At 71.3% G+C, this 15,176-nt stretch carries 10 protein-coding genes; 7 read left to right on the top strand and 3 right to left on the bottom strand.

Features of this window, described 5'->3' with window-relative positions:
* The first annotated feature begins 94 nt into the window (after positions 1-94).
* Positions 95-1,099, top strand: coding sequence for a DNA-3-methyladenine glycosylase family protein (locus ACH4F2_RS18215; RefSeq protein WP_398133705.1), 1,005 nt, complete (start codon positions 95-97; stop codon positions 1,097-1,099).
* A 301-nt stretch (positions 1,100-1,400) separates the two neighbouring features.
* On the opposite strand, the gene ACH4F2_RS18210 is transcribed toward ACH4F2_RS18215, so the two are convergent.
* Together ACH4F2_RS18210 and ACH4F2_RS18205 are read right to left on the bottom strand one after the other, a co-directional pair.
* Positions 1,401-2,483: a sugar phosphate nucleotidyltransferase gene (locus ACH4F2_RS18210; RefSeq protein WP_398133704.1), complete on the bottom strand. Its 1,083-nt coding sequence runs from the start codon at positions 2,481-2,483 to the stop codon at positions 1,401-1,403.
* A 104-nt stretch (positions 2,484-2,587) separates the two neighbouring features.
* Positions 2,588-4,030, bottom strand: a complete 1,443-nt coding sequence (locus ACH4F2_RS18205; protein ID WP_398133703.1) for a peptidoglycan recognition protein — start codon at positions 4,028-4,030, stop codon at positions 2,588-2,590.
* Between the two features lie 139 nt (positions 4,031-4,169).
* Between ACH4F2_RS18205 and ACH4F2_RS18200 the strand changes: the two genes are divergently transcribed.
* The 6 genes from ACH4F2_RS18200 (at position 4,170) to ACH4F2_RS18175 (ending at position 14,070) form a co-directional block, all read left to right on the top strand.
* Positions 4,170-4,934 carry a TIGR03089 family protein gene (locus tag ACH4F2_RS18200; protein ID WP_398133702.1) on the top strand — a complete coding sequence of 255 codons (765 nt, stop codon included), beginning with the start codon at positions 4,170-4,172 and terminating at the stop codon, positions 4,932-4,934.
* 179 nt (positions 4,935-5,113) lie between these two features.
* Positions 5,114-6,349, top strand: coding sequence for an LCP family protein (locus ACH4F2_RS18195; RefSeq protein ID WP_398133701.1), 1,236 nt, complete (start codon positions 5,114-5,116; stop codon positions 6,347-6,349).
* Between the two features lie 311 nt (positions 6,350-6,660).
* Positions 6,661-8,439, top strand: coding sequence for an LCP family protein (locus ACH4F2_RS18190; protein ID WP_398133700.1), 1,779 nt, complete (start codon positions 6,661-6,663; stop codon positions 8,437-8,439).
* Between the two features lie 234 nt (positions 8,440-8,673).
* On the top strand, positions 8,674-10,377 hold the full coding sequence (locus ACH4F2_RS18185; RefSeq protein ID WP_398133699.1) for an LCP family protein: 1,704 nt from the start codon (positions 8,674-8,676) through the stop codon (positions 10,375-10,377).
* Between the two features lie 205 nt (positions 10,378-10,582).
* Positions 10,583-12,367, top strand: coding sequence for an LCP family protein (locus ACH4F2_RS18180; protein ID WP_398133698.1), 1,785 nt, complete (start codon positions 10,583-10,585; stop codon positions 12,365-12,367).
* 77 nt (positions 12,368-12,444) lie between these two features.
* Positions 12,445-14,070, top strand: coding sequence for an LCP family protein (locus ACH4F2_RS18175; protein WP_398133697.1), 1,626 nt, complete (start codon positions 12,445-12,447; stop codon positions 14,068-14,070).
* Between the two features lie 52 nt (positions 14,071-14,122).
* Here ACH4F2_RS18175 and ACH4F2_RS18170 read toward each other — a convergent pair whose 3' ends face one another.
* Positions 14,123-15,172: a glycosyltransferase family 2 protein gene (locus tag ACH4F2_RS18170; RefSeq protein ID WP_398133696.1), complete on the bottom strand. Its 1,050-nt coding sequence runs from the start codon at positions 15,170-15,172 to the stop codon at positions 14,123-14,125.
* Positions 15,173-15,176 lie beyond the last annotated feature (4 nt).

Genomic DNA, 15,176 nt, shown 5'->3' with positions numbered 1-15,176 from the left:
GAGCCTCTACCCTCGTAGGGACTTTTCCTTTCCCTCGTCTCCTTTGCCCCCTCGTCTGCTCGTCTCCTCTCTCCTCGTCCCAAGGAACTCACTCGTGGCAGGACGTTTCGCTCCCCGGCCGGCGCGCGCTTCGGCGCGCGCCGGGGACGCCGTCGTGTCCGCGGGCGGTGTGCCCCGGCAGGCTCTCGCGCCCGCGAAGGTACGGGTGTGGGCGCCGGACGGGCCGCACGAGCTGGGGCTGGTGCTCGGGCCGCTGCGGCGCGGGCCCGGCGATCCGACGTTCCGGACGATGCCGGACGGGTCGGTGTGGCGGGCCAGCCGGACACCCGCCGGACCGGGCACGCTGCGGGTCACCGCGCGCGGCGGTGAGGTGCGGGGCGAGGCCTGGGGGCCGGGTGCGGAATGGCTGCTGGAGCAGTTGCCGCGGATGCTGGGCGCCGACGACGACCCGTCGGCGTTCGTGCCGCGGCACCGGCTGCTGGCACTGACGCGGCACCGGCGGCCGGGGCTGCGGCTGACGCGGACCGGGCTGGTGCTGGAGTCGCTGATTCCGTCGATCCTGGAGCAGAAGGTCACGACGCTGGAGGCGTACCAGGCGTGGCGGCTGCTCGTACGGAAGTACGGCGAACCGGCGCCGGGGCCCGCGCCCGGGCGGATGTGTGTCATGCCGTCGGCGCGGACGTGGGCGCTGATCCCGTCCTGGGAGTGGCACAAGGCCGGGGTGGACAACAAGCGGGCGTCGACGATCCTGCGGGCCGTGCGGGTCGCCGCACGGTTGGAGGAGGCGGCCGGGATGGAGCCGTCGGCCGCGCAGCAACGGCTGGAGGTCGTGTCCGGGATCGGGCCGTGGACGTCCGCGGAGACCGTGCAGCGCAGTCATGGGGCGCCGGACGCGGTGACGGTCGGGGACCTGCACCTGCCGGGGATCGTGGGGTTCGCGCTGGCCGGGGACCGGGACGCGGACGACTCCGTGATGCTGCGCCTGCTGGAGCCGTATGCCGGCCAGCGGCATCGGGCGGCCCGGCTGGTGTTGTTGAGTGGGCGGGTGCCGGAGCGGCGGGCGCCGCGGATGGCTCCGCGGGGGATCGAGCGGCTGTGAGGGGCCGGGGCTGACGGTTGCCCGGTGGGGGGCCGGGGTGTGAGTGACCCCTCGCCGCGCGGGATGCCCGGCATGCCCCTCGAGCCAAGGACGGGTGACGCGGCCCCGCCCTGCGGGGCGGGCCCGGCATGCCCCCGGGCCGAAGGTGGGTGGCGCGGCCCCGCGCTGCCGGGGTGCCTCCCCCACTGCCGGCTTCGCTCGAGCGGGAGGTGCAGCCACCGCCCACCCGCGCCGCCTGGGGGTACCTCCCAGGCCATCAGGCCCCGGGGGAGGCACGACTGCCCGCAGCGGGGGGCGGCGGCTACGCGTCCGACGAGAAGCGCAGGGATGCCGGGGGGATGTGGGCGTCGCACCAGATGCGGGCCCCGGAGCGGAGTTCGTTGTCGGCGCCGATGACGGCGCCGTCGCCGATGACCGTGTCACTGAGTATCGAGCGGGTGCCCACGCGGGCGCGGGTGCCGATGAGGGAGTCGGTGATGACGGCGCCCGGTTCGATGACGGCGCCGGGCAGGATGGTGGAGCCGAAGACGCGCGCGCCCTCCGCCACGAAGGCGCCCTCGCCGACCACCGTGCCGCCGGCCAGCTTCGCGTCGGGCGCGACCCGTGCCGTGGGCAGGACGAGGCGGTCGCCGCAGCGGCCCGGTATCGCCGGGGACGGGGCGCGGCCCATGACCAGGTCCGCCGAGCCGCGTACGAAGGCCGCCGGGGTGCCGAGGTCCAGCCAGTAGGTGGAGTCGACCATGCCCTGCAGGTGCGCTCCGGTGGCCAGCAGGTCCGGGAAGGTCTCGCGTTCGACCGAGACCGGACGGCCCGCCGGGATCGTGTCGATGACCGAGCGGCGGAAGACGTACGCCCCCGCGTTGATCTGGTCGGTGACGATCTCCTCGGGTGTCTGCGGCTTCTCCAGGAAGGCGAGCACCCGGCCCGTGTCGTCCGTGGGGACCAGCCCGTACGCCCTCGGGTCGGTCACCTTGGTCAGGTGCAGGGAGACGTCCGCGCCGGTCGTCCCGTGGGTGCGGACCAGGGCGCCGATGTCCAGGCCCGTCAGGATGTCGCCGTTGAAGACGAGGACCGGGTCGTCGGGGCCCGAGTGCAGCCGGGACGCCACGTTGCGGATCGCGCCGCCCGTGCCGAGCGGCTCCTGCTCCGTGACGTACTCCAGGTGGAGTCCCAGGGCCGAGCCGTCACCGAAGTACGGCTCGAAGACCTCTGCCAGGTAGCTCGTCGCGAGCACGATGTGCTCGACGCCCGCCGCCTTCGCCCGCGCCAGCTGATGCGTGAGGAACGGCACCCCCGCCGCCCTGACCATCGGCTTCGGGGTGTGCACCGTGAGCGGACGCAGCCGTGTGCCCTTACCGCCGACCAGGAGGATCGCTTCTGTCACCTGTCGTCTCTGCTTCCTGCCGGGACCGGCCGAGCTTTCTTTCGGCCGGCCAGTGTATGCAGACCGTTCCATGGCGCCTTCGATGGCCGTGCGGTGTTCCGCCCTCAGCGGCCCTGGTACTTCGCCGCCGTCGAGCGGGCCGTGCCGAGCTTGTCGTAGAGCTTCTTGCCGGGGCAGCTCGTGGCGAAGCCGTCGCGGTGACCGGAGATGACGTTGAGTCGTACGTTCTTGCCCTTTCCGTAGAGATTGCCACCACCGGACTTCAGGTATGTCTTTCCGCGCGGATTCATGCCGTACAGACCGAGCTTCCACGCGCTGAGCCGGGCGACCGCCTTCACGGCGGCGGACGACGGCTTCTTGGAGGTGTAGGTGCCGAGGACGGCGATTCCCATGCTGTTGGAGTTGAACCCCAGGGTGTGGGCGCCCAGTACCGCCTTGGACACGCCCCCGGCCCGGCCCTCGTAGATCTTTCCGCACTTGTCGATGAGGAAGTTGTAGCCGACGTCGCGCCAGCCCATGCTGTTGACGTGGTAGCGGTAGATACCGCGAATGACTGACGGTGCCTGCTTGCAGGTGTAGTTGTTGCCCGTGGCCGAGTGGTGCACGAAGGCCGCCTTGACCTTCGTCGTGTACACGAACTTCCGCGCGCGCAGCTTCTCGTCGGCGCCCCAGCCGCGGCGCGTGGTGATGCTCGGGCGGGGGCCGACGTACGGCTTGGTCTTCTGCTGCGCCGTCAGCGCGTCGGCGCCGCCCAGGGCGAGGAGCGCGGCCTCGGTCCCGGCGCGGTCCAGGGCCGGGATCTCGGTGGCGCCGAGCGGGGCGACGTCCGTGTTGACGGCGGAGGCGGCGACGGCTTCCGCGGACTCCTCGGTCATGGCGGCCGTGGTAGTCGTGGCGGTCGTGGTGGTGGTGCGGGGGCCCTCCTCCGGACCGGGGGCCGCGGCGGGCGGTGCGCCCTCGCCGGGATCGACGAGTTCGAGACGCATACCCGTGGGGAGGGGCGAGGCAGCGACCCGAGCGGCCTCCGCGGCCTCCGTGGCCTCCGTGGCCTCCGTGGCCTCGGAGATGCTCTCCGCTCGCACCCGTACTTCCACACCGTCGGACTCGCCCACCCACAGCGGGGCGGTGGCGCCGCGGACGCGGTCCGACGCGCGCTCGGGGGTGCTGGGATCGGCGGCATGGTCCGCGTTGTGGGTCTCCAGTTCCTGCCAGCCGGACCAGGTGCCGGTGGCGGTGGCGCGGGTCCGGACCTGGACGTGACCGCGCAGTTCGGTGTGCGGGTCTTCCCAGACGACACCGACCAGCGAGAAGTGGCGCACGTCGCGGCGGGGCACGCCCTGTTCGGCGGTGCCGGGGGTGCGGTTGTGGGTGAGGGGGGCGAGGGGCAGCGACTGGGTGCTGCCGGGGACGTACGCCCCGGACCGCACCGTCCTACCGGTCGCGGGCTCGGCCGCGGAGAGGGCTGCCGCCGCCACGGGCGGGGCGAGCGGGAGGGCCAGGGCGGCCGCGCACGTGACACCGATCGAGGAAACAAGGAATCCACGCATGCCCCCGATCGTGGACATCATCGTACAAATCTGTCCATCCGTGACCTGACGGACTGTAGGAAGTTTTCGTCCGATCCGGTGGCCGGGCGGTACGCCGTACGCTCGGTGCGCGCCCGTGGGCCCGCGTACGCTTGCGCGGGTGAACGCGACCGACCGCACCCCTGCCGACCTGCTGAGTTCCGCGCTCGCCGCGGACCCGGGACGCCCCCTGGTGACCTTCTACGACGACGCCACCGGCGAACGCGTCGAACTGTCCGTGGCCACCTTCGCCAATTGGGTGGCCAAGACCGCGAACCTGCTCCAGGACGAACTGTCCGTCGAACCCGGCGACCGGGTCGCCCTGCTGCTGCCAGCGCACTGGCAGACGGCGGTGTGGCTGCTGGCGTGCGCGTCGGTGGGTGTCGTCGCCGACATGGCGGGTGATCCGGCGGCGGCCGACGTGGTGGTGAGCGGGCCGGAGCCTCAGGCACTGGAGGCGGCGCGGGCGTGCTCCGGCGCGCGGGTCGCGCTGGCGTTGCGGCCGCTCGGGGGGCGGTTCGTGCCGCGTCCGCCGGAGGGCTTCGCCGACTACGCGGTGGAGGCGCCGGGACAGGGTGACCGGTTCGTGCCGTACGCGCCGGTGGACCCGGAGGCGCCCGCTCTGATCGTCGCCGGTCGGGAGTTCAGCGGGGCGGAGGTCGTGGAGCGGGCTCGGACGGAGGCGTCGGGGCTGGGGCTCACGGGGCCGGGGGCACGGATCCTGTCGGGTCTGCCGTACGACACGTGGGAGGGGCTGAGCGCGGGGCTCTACGGGCCGTTGGCCAGTGGGGGGTCGGTGGTGCTGTGCCGGCATCTGGAACAGGCGGGTGCGGGGGTCGTGGACCGGCGGATCGAGGCGGAGAGGGTCTCGGCCACGGCTCGTTGACCGCCCGCCCCTGGAGCCGGCCGCTCCGCCCGAAGCCGCCCGCTCCGCCTGCCTGGAGCCGGCCGCTCCGCCCCCTGGAGCCGACCGCCTCGCCCCCTGGAGCCGGCCGCTCACCTCCGCCGGACCGGCGCACCCCCGTTCGGGTCAGTCCCGTTCCACTCCCGGCGCCCGCTCGGGGCATGGTCGTAGGAACGCACGGGTGCGGGACGGAGGGAGACGTGAGCGGTGACGACGCGGGCACGCCCTCCGGTGGGCCCGGACCCGGGGCGGGGGCTTCCGCGACCGGGGACGGGCTGAGGCGGCGGCGTCGGAGGCGGCGGCTGCGGCTTTCGGGGACCGTCGTCACCGTACTGGCCCTGGCTGCCGCGGGCCTCGGGTGGACGGTGTACTCCAGGCTGGACGGCAACATCACGGCGGACGAGGCGGCGGCGGCCGAACTCGCCCGGTACGAGGAGGAGCGGCCCACCGCACTGGTCCGCGGCGCTCAGAACGTACTGGTGATCGGGTCCGACTCGCGGTCCGGTGACGGCAACGCGCGCTACGGGCGGGACTCGGGGACCGAGCGCTCGGACACGACGATCCTGCTGCACCTGTCGGCGGGCCGGGACAGCGCCACCGCGGTCTCCCTCCCCCGCGACCTGATGGTGGACGTGCCCGGCTGCCACCGGCCCGACGGGTCACGCACCGAGCCGGTGTTCACACAGTTCAACTACGCCTTCGGTGCGGGCGGTTCGGCGTGCACGATCCGGACGCTGGAAAAGCTGACCGGCATCCGGATCGACCACCACGTCGTCGTCGACTTCCAGGGCTTCAAGGAGATGGTCGACGCGCTCGACGGTGTCGAGGTCTGCCTGCGGAAACCGGTCGACGACAAGAATGCCGAGCTGAAGCTTCCGGCGGGCCGGGTGACGCTGGACGGGGAGCAGGCGCTCGGTTACGTCCGCGCCCGCAAGTCGCTCGGAGACGGCAGCGACACCGACCGGATGGACCGGCAGCAGCGGTTCCTGGGAGCGCTCGTCGACAAGGTGCAGAGCGATGACGTACTGCTGAATCCGGTGAAGCTGTATCCCGTTCTGGACGCGGCCACTTCGTCCCTCACGACCGATCCGGACCTGGCGAGTCTGCGTGGTCTGTACGGCCTCATGCGCGGGCTGCGCGGCATTCCCACCGAACGCGTGCAGTTCCTGACCGTTCCCCGGGAGCCGTACGCGGGTGACGCCAATCGCGACCAACTCGTGGAGCCCGACGCCGAGAAGCTGTTCACCCGCCTGCGTACGGACGAACCCGTGACGGTCGCGGCGGCCGACGAGCCGGACACGGCGGCCGGTTCCGGAAACCCACGCGACCCCGGGACCGGCGACTCCCCGACTCCGACGTTCAGCGGGAACACGGCCGGGGAGGATGCCTGCGGGTGACGCGGGTGCCAAGCCGACGCGAGACCTGCGAGACGTGCGAGACGTAGAGGTGTAGAGGTGTAGAGGTGTAGTGGCTACGCGGGGCGGACACGGCGCAGCGGGACAGTTCTCCAATGAATGCGCGGGATTGACCAGTTGTAAGTTCGATTAAATGCGTCACTTCCGTCCCCCTGTACCGAACAGGGCGGTTAGTGTGAGCGATCCGGTGTGCCCGGCCACGTGGTTCTGCCCGAGGCCGGGCGCCGAATGAGCAAGTCCGGGCGCTGGGAGGGGAAGGCGCCGCGTGGCACCGACGGAGGATTCGGACAACCGTGGACGCGCAAGGCCGTGGGCGGGCGGACGGTATCGACCCCGCAGACCAGTGGGTACTCAACCCGGACACCGGCGAATACGAACTGCGACTGGGCCCTTCCGCACCGCAGTCGTCGGTCCCGCGCCCCCGGGGCGCCGCACCCGGCGGAAGCCGCGGTTCCCGTTCCCGCGGATCCGCCCCGCCCGGCGGGTCGCGCGACCGCGGCGCACCGGCTTCGGCCGCCCCCGGCCATGAGGTCCCCCCTCGCCGCAGACGCCGTGCGGCACCCGAGGAGCCGCCGCCCGGTCGGCGCGGGCGACGGCGGCCGGCGAAGAAGAAGTCGAAGAGCAAGAAGGTCCTGCTGTGGACCGGCGGCGCCATGGCGTTCGTCGTCCTCACCGCCTGCACGGCCGGGTACCTCTACCTGGAGCATCTCAACGACAACATCCAGTCCCTCCCCGACGACGGCGCGGGCACCGGTGGCTTCCAGAAGGACAAGGCGATCAACATCCTGCTGATCGGCACCGACAAGCGCACCGGCGCGGGCAACGAGGGCTACGGCGACACGGGCAGCGCCGGCCACGCCGACACCACGATCCTGCTGCACGTGGCCAAGGACCGCTCCAACGCCACCGCGCTCAGCATTCCCCGCGACCTGATCGTCGATATCCCCGACTGCCCGACCACGCAGGAGGACGGGACGACGAAGGTCATCCCGGGCTCCACCGGCGTCCGCTTCAACAACAGCCTCGGCCAGAGCGGCCGTACCCCCAGCTGCACCATGCGGACCGTCACCGAGCTGACCGGGGTCACGCCCGACAACTTCATGGTGGCCGACTTCAACGCGGTCAAGACGCTGACGACTGCGGTCGACGGAGTCGAGGTGTGCCTGGCGAAGGACATCGACGACCCGGACTCGCACCTGAAACTGGCGAAGGGCGAGCACAAGATCCAGGGTGAGCAGGCACTGGCCTTCGTCCGCACCCGGCACTCCGTGGGCTTCGGCGGCGACCTGAGCCGCATCGAGATCCAGCAGCAGTTCCTCAGTTCGCTGATGCGCAAGCTGAAGTCCAACGACACGCTCACCAGCCCGTCGAAGATGGTGAAGCTGGCGGAGGCCGCGACCGAGGCACTCACCGTCGACTCGAAGCTGGACGACATAAGCAAGCTGAAGGACCTCGGGCTGGAGCTGGGCAAGCTCAACACCAAGAACCTGACCTTCACCACCGTGCCGGTGCGCGACAACCCAGCGGAGAAGACCCCGGTGACGGTCGTCCTGCAGGAGGAGCCCGCCCAGCAGGTCTTCGACATGATCGCGAACGACGTCTCCTTCACCGAGGTCAAGCAGAAGGAGAAGGAGCAGGAGAAGAAGGAGGCCGCGGCCGTCGCCGCCCGCCTCGAGGGCGAGAAGTCCGACCCCTCCGAGGTCCGCGTCCGCGTCCTCAACGGCGGCGCCCCCTCCGGCAGCGCCCAGCTGGAACTTCGGTACCTCCAGACCGAGGCCGGCGTCTCCAAGTCCGAGAACGGGGGCAACGCACCGGCGGAAGTCGCGAAGACCACCCTGGAGTACGCCCCCGACCAGGCCGCCCAGGCCCGCGCCCTCGCCGAGATCCTCGGCCTGTCCGGCGCCGCCATGAAACCCGGCGAGAGCGTCACCAACGCCCAGGGCCTGCCCACCATGACCCTCACCCTCGGCAAGGACTTCAAGGGCGCCGGAGTCAAACTCAACGCCACCTCCGGGAAGACGCCCGAGGGAGTTCGGAAGGCCACGGCCGACAAGGTCGAGTGCGCGAAGTGACCTGACGGGCCCCGCACGCGTCTGACAGTACGACCGTCCCTCGGGACGGCCGTCCAGTGGCACGGCCGTCCATCAGTACAGCGGTCCAGCAGTACGGCAGTACGGCCCGTAATGGCCGGGGCGGGAGTAACCCGTGGGGACGGTCGTACAGCCAACGAGGGGTCCCGTACGTCCAACTGTGCGAACAGGTCGCGCGCAGGGGCGCGTTCGCGGGCCCGAGGGTGGGAGAGGGACATGACGCAGAGCGGTGTGCAAGGGGAGGGACCACGACCGGGCGCTGTCCGGCACGCCCGCGGCGGCCGGGGCGCCACAGGGGGCGCCCCGAGCGGCGGTGGCACGGGCACGGGCGGGCAGGAGGGCCCCGGGGGCGGGAACGGCAGGCGGTCCGGACGGCGGCGCGCCGGACGGCGGCATCGCGCGCTGCGGTGGTCCGCGACGGTTCTCGCGGTTCTGATACTCGGCACGGCCGGCGCCGGATACCTCTACTACGAGCACCTGAACGGCAACATCGAGAAGGGCGAGCGCAGCAGCGGCGACTCCAAGGCGCACAGGACCGAGCCGAACGCGGCCGGACAGACGCCCCTGAACATCCTGCTGATCGGCTCCGACAGCCGTGCCTCCGACGCCAACGTGGCACTGGGCGGCGGCAAGGACACCCGCGACAACCCGCCGCTGGGTGACGTGCAGATGCTGATCCACCTGTCCGCCGACCGCAAGAGCGCCGCCGTGGTGAGTGTCCCCCGCGACACCCGCGTCGACATCCCCGCGTGCACGGACCCGAAGACCGGCGAGAAGTTCCCGGCGACCAACACGATCATCAACGCGTCCCTGGGCCGCGGCGGCGCCGGTTGCACCCTCGCCACCTGGGAGAACCTCACCGGGGTCTACATCGACCACTGGATGACGATCGACTTCGCGGGCGTGGTCTCGATGGCGGACGCCATCGGCGGGGTCGAGGTCTGCGTCAACCAGAACGTCGACGATCGTCCGAAGCCCGGCAGGGAGGGCGGCTCCGGCCTGCACATGACGAAGGGGTCGCACAAGGTCCAGGGCGAGCAGGCCCTCCAGTGGCTGCGCACCCGGCACGCCTGGGGCAGCGACGTGCTGCGGGCCCGGGCGCAGCACATGTACATGAACTCGATGATCCGCACCCTGAAGGGGCAGAACGTCTTCACCGACACGGGCAGGCTGATGAACCTGGCCGATGCGGCCACGAAGTCCCTGAGGGTCTCCGAGGAGATCGGCACGGTCAAGAAGCTCTACGACCTCGGCATGCAGCTCAAGACGGTACCGACGGACCGCATCACCATGACGACGGTACCCACCGTCCAGGACGACCGGAACGAGAACCACCTGCTCCTGGACGGCGCCGACGCGGAGCGGATGTGGGCGATGCTCCGCGACGACGTGCCCTACGACAACAAGGACGGCAAGGGCGCCAAGGACCCCGCCACCGGAGAGGAGACGGGGAAGGAGGCGGGAAAGGACTCCGGCCGGCAGCCTCCCGGGGACTCCCCCGCCGCCGACTCCGAGATCGCCGTCCTCGTCCGGAACGCCACCCGCTCCGCCACCCTCGGTCCGGTCGGCGGCCGTGCGAGTGCGCTCGCCCAGGCGCTGGTGGAGAAGGGCTTCGGCCAGGCGAGGAAAGACTCCTCTGCCGCGCTCTCCGAGGAGAGGACCGTGGTCCGTTATCCGAGCGACGAGCTGGCGGGTGACGCCCGGCGCGTCGCCGAGGTGCTGGGAATTCCGGCGGGTTCGGTGCGGAAGTCGACGGACGTGTCCGGGATCACGCTCGTCGTGGGAGCGGACTGGCGCTCGGGCACCTCGTACCCGAAGCAGAAGACGCCCGAGGCCGGAGACCTGCCCGACAACAGCGACGCCCTCAACGGCTCGGACACCGGTAAGTGCATGGACGTGTACGAGCCCTACCGATGGTAGGAGCTCATGAAAATAGGAGGGATTGCCCTGTTGTAGGGGCGTCGAATTTGTCACCGGTGTCGTTCGACGCTGAACTGGGCCGATAGTGTGAGCGCTCCAGTGCCCCCGCCGCGAGGTCCGCCCTGGCGTCGTGCACTTGATGACCCTTTACCGTGCGCCTTCCGGGGAAGGTGCCGCGTGGCCCCCGCCGGAGGATTGGGAGACCGTGGACGCGCAAGGACGTGGGCGGGCAGACAACGTCGATCCCGCAGACCAGTGGGTACTGAATCCGCGTACCGGCGAATACGAACTGCGACTGTCCCCTTCCGCACCGGAGTCGCCTGTCCCGGGCCCCCGCAGGGCCGCCCCTCGTGCCACCGGCGCCCCTCGTGCCACCGGCGCCAAGGGCGCCTCCGCCGCCGACGGCGGCACCGCCGGCCGGGCACGTCGTGGCACGGCCGCGCCAGGCAGGGAGGTCCCGCCCCAGCGACGGCGCCGTCCCACGCCCGAGGAGCCGGTGCCGGGGCGGCGCGGACGCCGGCCGGAGAAGAAGAAGTCGAAGGGCAAGAAGGCCCTGCTGTGGGCCGGCGGCAGCACCGCGTTCATCGTCCTGGTGGCCGGTGTCGGCGGCTACGTCTACCTCAAGCACCTCGAGGGCAACGTGACGACGACGGACGTCGGCACCGCCGGCAGCAGCAGCTTCAAGAAGGACGAGGCCTTCAACATCCTCATCATCGGCACCGACAAGCGCACCGGCGCGGGCAACGAGGGCTACGGCGACACGGGCAGCGCCGGCCACGCCGACACCACGATCCTGCTGCACGTGGCCAAGGACCGCTCCAACGCCACCGCGCTCAGCATCCCCCGCGACCTGATCGTCGACATCCCCGACTGCGAGACCACGCAGGAGGACGGCACGAAGGCGGTCGTCCCCGGGACGCAGGGCGTCCGCTTCAACAGGAGCCTCGGCGAGAGCGGCCGGGACGCGGGCTGCACCATGCGCACGGTGAAGGAGGCGACCGGCATCCAGCCGAACCACTTCATGATGGCCGACTTCAACGCGGTCAAGACGCTGACCACCGCCGTCGACGGGGTCGAGGTCTGCGTGGAGAAGGCCGTCGACGACAAGAAGTCCAAACTCAAGCTGCCCGCCGGCGAGTCCATGGTCGAGGGCGAGCAGGCCCTCGCCTTCGTCCGTACCCGGCACGCCTTCGGCAACGAGGGCGACCTGGACCGCATCAAGGTGCAGCAGCAGTTCCTGGGCTCGCTCATGCGGAAGATGTCCTCCAGCGACACCCTCACCAGCCCCACCAAGCTGGTGAAGCTGGCCGAGGCCGCGACCAAGGCCCTGACCGTGGACAAACCGATCGGCAACGTGGGCACGCTCAAGGACATCGCCCTGGAGCTGAAGAAGGTGCCGACGAAGAACATCACGTTCCTCACGGTGCCGGTGATCGACAATCCCGCCGAGAAGGTCAAGGCGACGGTCGTCCCCGCGCCGTCGGAGGCGCCCCAGGTCTTCGACATGATCAGGAACGACATCTCCTTCACCGAGGTCGAGCAGAAGGAGAAGGAGCAGGAGAAGAAGGAGGCCGCGGCCGTCGCCGCCCGCCTCGAGGGCGAGAAGTCCGACCCCTCCGAGGTCCGCGTCCGCGTCCTCAACGGCGGCGCCCCCTCCGGCAGCGCCCAGCTGGAGCTTCAGTACCTCCAGACCGAGGCCGGCGTCTCCAAGTCCGAGAACGCCGGCAACGCCCCCGCGGAAGTCGCGAAGACCACCCTGGAGTACGCCCCCGACCAGGCCGCCCAGGCCCGCGCCCTCGCCGAGATCCTCGGCCTGTCCGGCGCCGCCATGAAACCCGGCGAGAGCGTCACCAACGCCCAGGGCCTGCCCACCATGACCCTCACCCTCGGCAAGGACTTCAAGGGCGCCGGAGTCAAACTCAACGCAAAATCGATCGCGACGCCGGACCTGCCGAAGTCCACGGCCGACCAGAAGCAGTGCGCCAGTTGACCTGACGGGCCTGTCGTACGTCTCACAGGCCGGCGACAGGCCCGCGCCGTGGCGCGGGGGTGGGGAGGGACGCGGACATGACGCGGAACAGTGTGCAGGGGGAGGACACGCGGGAGGGCGCATCGGACGCCCCCGAGCGTGCGGAGAGGGAGGTCGGCGGCTCCGAGGGCGCCGAGGACGGCGACAGCGGTGCCGAAGCGGGCAGACGCCCGCCCCGCAGGGGACGCCGGGTGCTGCGCTGGACCGCGGTGGCACTCGCCGTGCTCCTGGCCGGTACGGCCGGCGCCGGGTACCTCTACTACGAGCACCTCAACGACAACATCAAGAAGGACGCCCTGAACCTGGGCGACAACAAGGTCGCCGCGCCGACACCGAACGCGGCCGGGCAGACCCCGCTGAACATCCTCGTCATCGGCTCGGACGCCCGGGACAACGAGGAGAACCAGCAACTCGGCGGCGCCCGTGAGACGTTCGGCTCCACGCCGCTGGCGGACGTGCAGATGCTGGTGCACCTGTCCGCCGACCGCAGCAACATGTCGGTCGTCAGCATGCCCCGCGACACCCTCGTGAAGATCCCCAAGTGCACCGACCCCGACGACGGCGAGGTCTACCCTGCGAGCGAGGGCCGGACGATGACCAACCAGAGCCTCGGACACGGCGGCCCCGGCTGCACGGTGGCCACCTGGCAGGAACTGACCGGCATCCACATCGACCACTTCGTCATGGTCGACTTCGCGGGCGTGGTGTCGATGGCCGACGCCGTCGGCGGCGTCCCGGTCTGCGTGGACGCCAACATCCACTCGCGCGACAGCCAGGGCCACGGCTCCGGTCTGAAACTGGCGGAGGGTACGCATCCCATCAAGGGTGAGCAGGCCCTGCAGTGGCTGCGCACCCGCTACGGCTTCGACGACGGCAGCGACCTGGCGCGGGCCAAGGCCCAGCACATGTACCTGAACTCGATGGTCCGGACGCTGCGCGAGAACGCGACCCTCAGTAGCCCCAACAAGCTGCGCAGGCTGGCCGAGGAGGCCACCGCGGCGCTCACGGTCGACCCGGGCCTCGACACCGTCAAGAAGCTGTACGACCTCAGCGACGAGCTGCGCAAGGTGAAACCGCAGCGCATCACCATGACCACGATGCCCAACCGGTACGTGGGCGCCCGCGTGGAACCGACCGAGGAGGCGGAGCAGTTGTTCCGGCTGGTGCGTCAGGACATCGCGCTGGACGGCAAGGACGCGAAGAAGAGGACGGCCGACGAGGAGACGAAGGTCCCGGGCGACCCGGCGGCCGCCGACGAGGAGATCGCGGTCCAGGTCCGCAACGGCACCCGCACCGACCGCCTCGGCGCGGCCCGCGGACGCGCGAACACGGTCACCGGACTGCTGGTGGAGCAGGGCTTCGCCAAGGCGGTCGCCGACCCCTCGGTGCTGCCCAGCGAGGACCTCACGGTCGTCCGCTACCCGAGCGCCGACCTGGAGGGCGACGCACGGCGCGTAGCCGAGTCCCTGGGGATTCCGGCGAGTTCGGTGCGGCGGTCGACCGACGTCTCGGGTGTCACGCTCGTCGTCGGCGCCGACTGGCGCGAGGGTACGGCGTACAGGGCGCCCACGACGGACGACAGGACCCCGGAGTCGGCCGAGGCCCTCAACGGCGCGGACGAGAGCGCCTGCATGCACGTGAACCCGGCGTTCACCTGGTCCTGAGCGGCGTCACCGGGTTCCGGCGGCGTCCGTCACCGGGTTCCGGCGGCGTCCGTCACCGGGTTCCGGCGGCGGCGTCCGTGTCGGGCTGCACGGCCGGGCGCCGCGAGGCGATGACCCGCTTGGCCAGCGACCGCGGGCTGGTCAGGAAGCCCCAGCCCCACGACATGTGCATGGTCGCCAGCGCCACCGGGATCTGCGCCCGCGCCTTCAGCCCCAGCCCCTTGCCGGCCGGGACCGAACCGGCGGCGATCGCGGCCAGGTACCCGCCGGGGATCACGAAGCCCCACGGGGTCAGCGCCGCGCCCACCACGACACCGGCCGCGATGGCGCACACGGCCGTCGGCGGGGCGAGGTAGCGCAGGTTGATGGAGCCGGAGTGGTAGCGGGCGACGACGTGCCGCCAGCGGCCGTAGTCCTTGTACTGCTTGGCCAGCGCCCGCACGGACGGCCTCGGCCGGTAGGACACCTTCAGCTCCGGCGAGAACCAGATCAGGCCGCCGGCCTCACGGATGCGGAAGTTCAGCTCCCAGTCCTGGGCGCGGATGAACTCCTCGTTGTAGCCGCCCTGCCGCTCCAGCGCCTCGCGCCGGAAGACACCCAGGAAGACGGTCTCGGCGGGGCCGGCCTCGCCGCCCGTGTGGAAGGCGGCGTTGCCGACACCGATCTTCGACGTCATCGCGGCGGCGACGGCGTCCTCCCAGGCGTTCTCGCCCTCGGCGTGCATGATGCCGCCGACGTTCTGCGCGCCGGTCTCCTCGAGGAGCCGTACGGCCGTGGCGATGTAGTTCGGCGAGAGCATGCCGTGGCCGTCGACGCGGACGACGACCGGATGACGGGAGGCCTTGATCGCGGCGTTCAGCGCGGCGGGCGTACGGCCGGTGGGATTCGGCACGGTGTGTACGCGCGGATCCTCGGCGACGAGCTCGGCGGCGATCTCGTCCGTACGGTCCGCGGAGGGACCGAGGGCGATCACGACCTCCATCTCGCCGGCGTACTCCTGGGCGAGGATGGCGCGGACGGAGCCGCGCAGATGCCGTTCCTCGTTGAGGACGGGCATGATCACGGAAACGGCGGGCGGCCGCACGTCGGACTTGGCGTTCATCGGT

The sequence above is a fragment of the Streptomyces sp. NPDC017890 genome (genome assembly GCF_044328675.1).
Classification (GTDB): domain Bacteria; phylum Actinomycetota; class Actinomycetes; order Streptomycetales; family Streptomycetaceae; genus Streptomyces.
The sequence above is the reverse complement of the archived record's forward strand: the minus strand, read 5'-3'. Positions and strand labels throughout refer to the sequence as shown.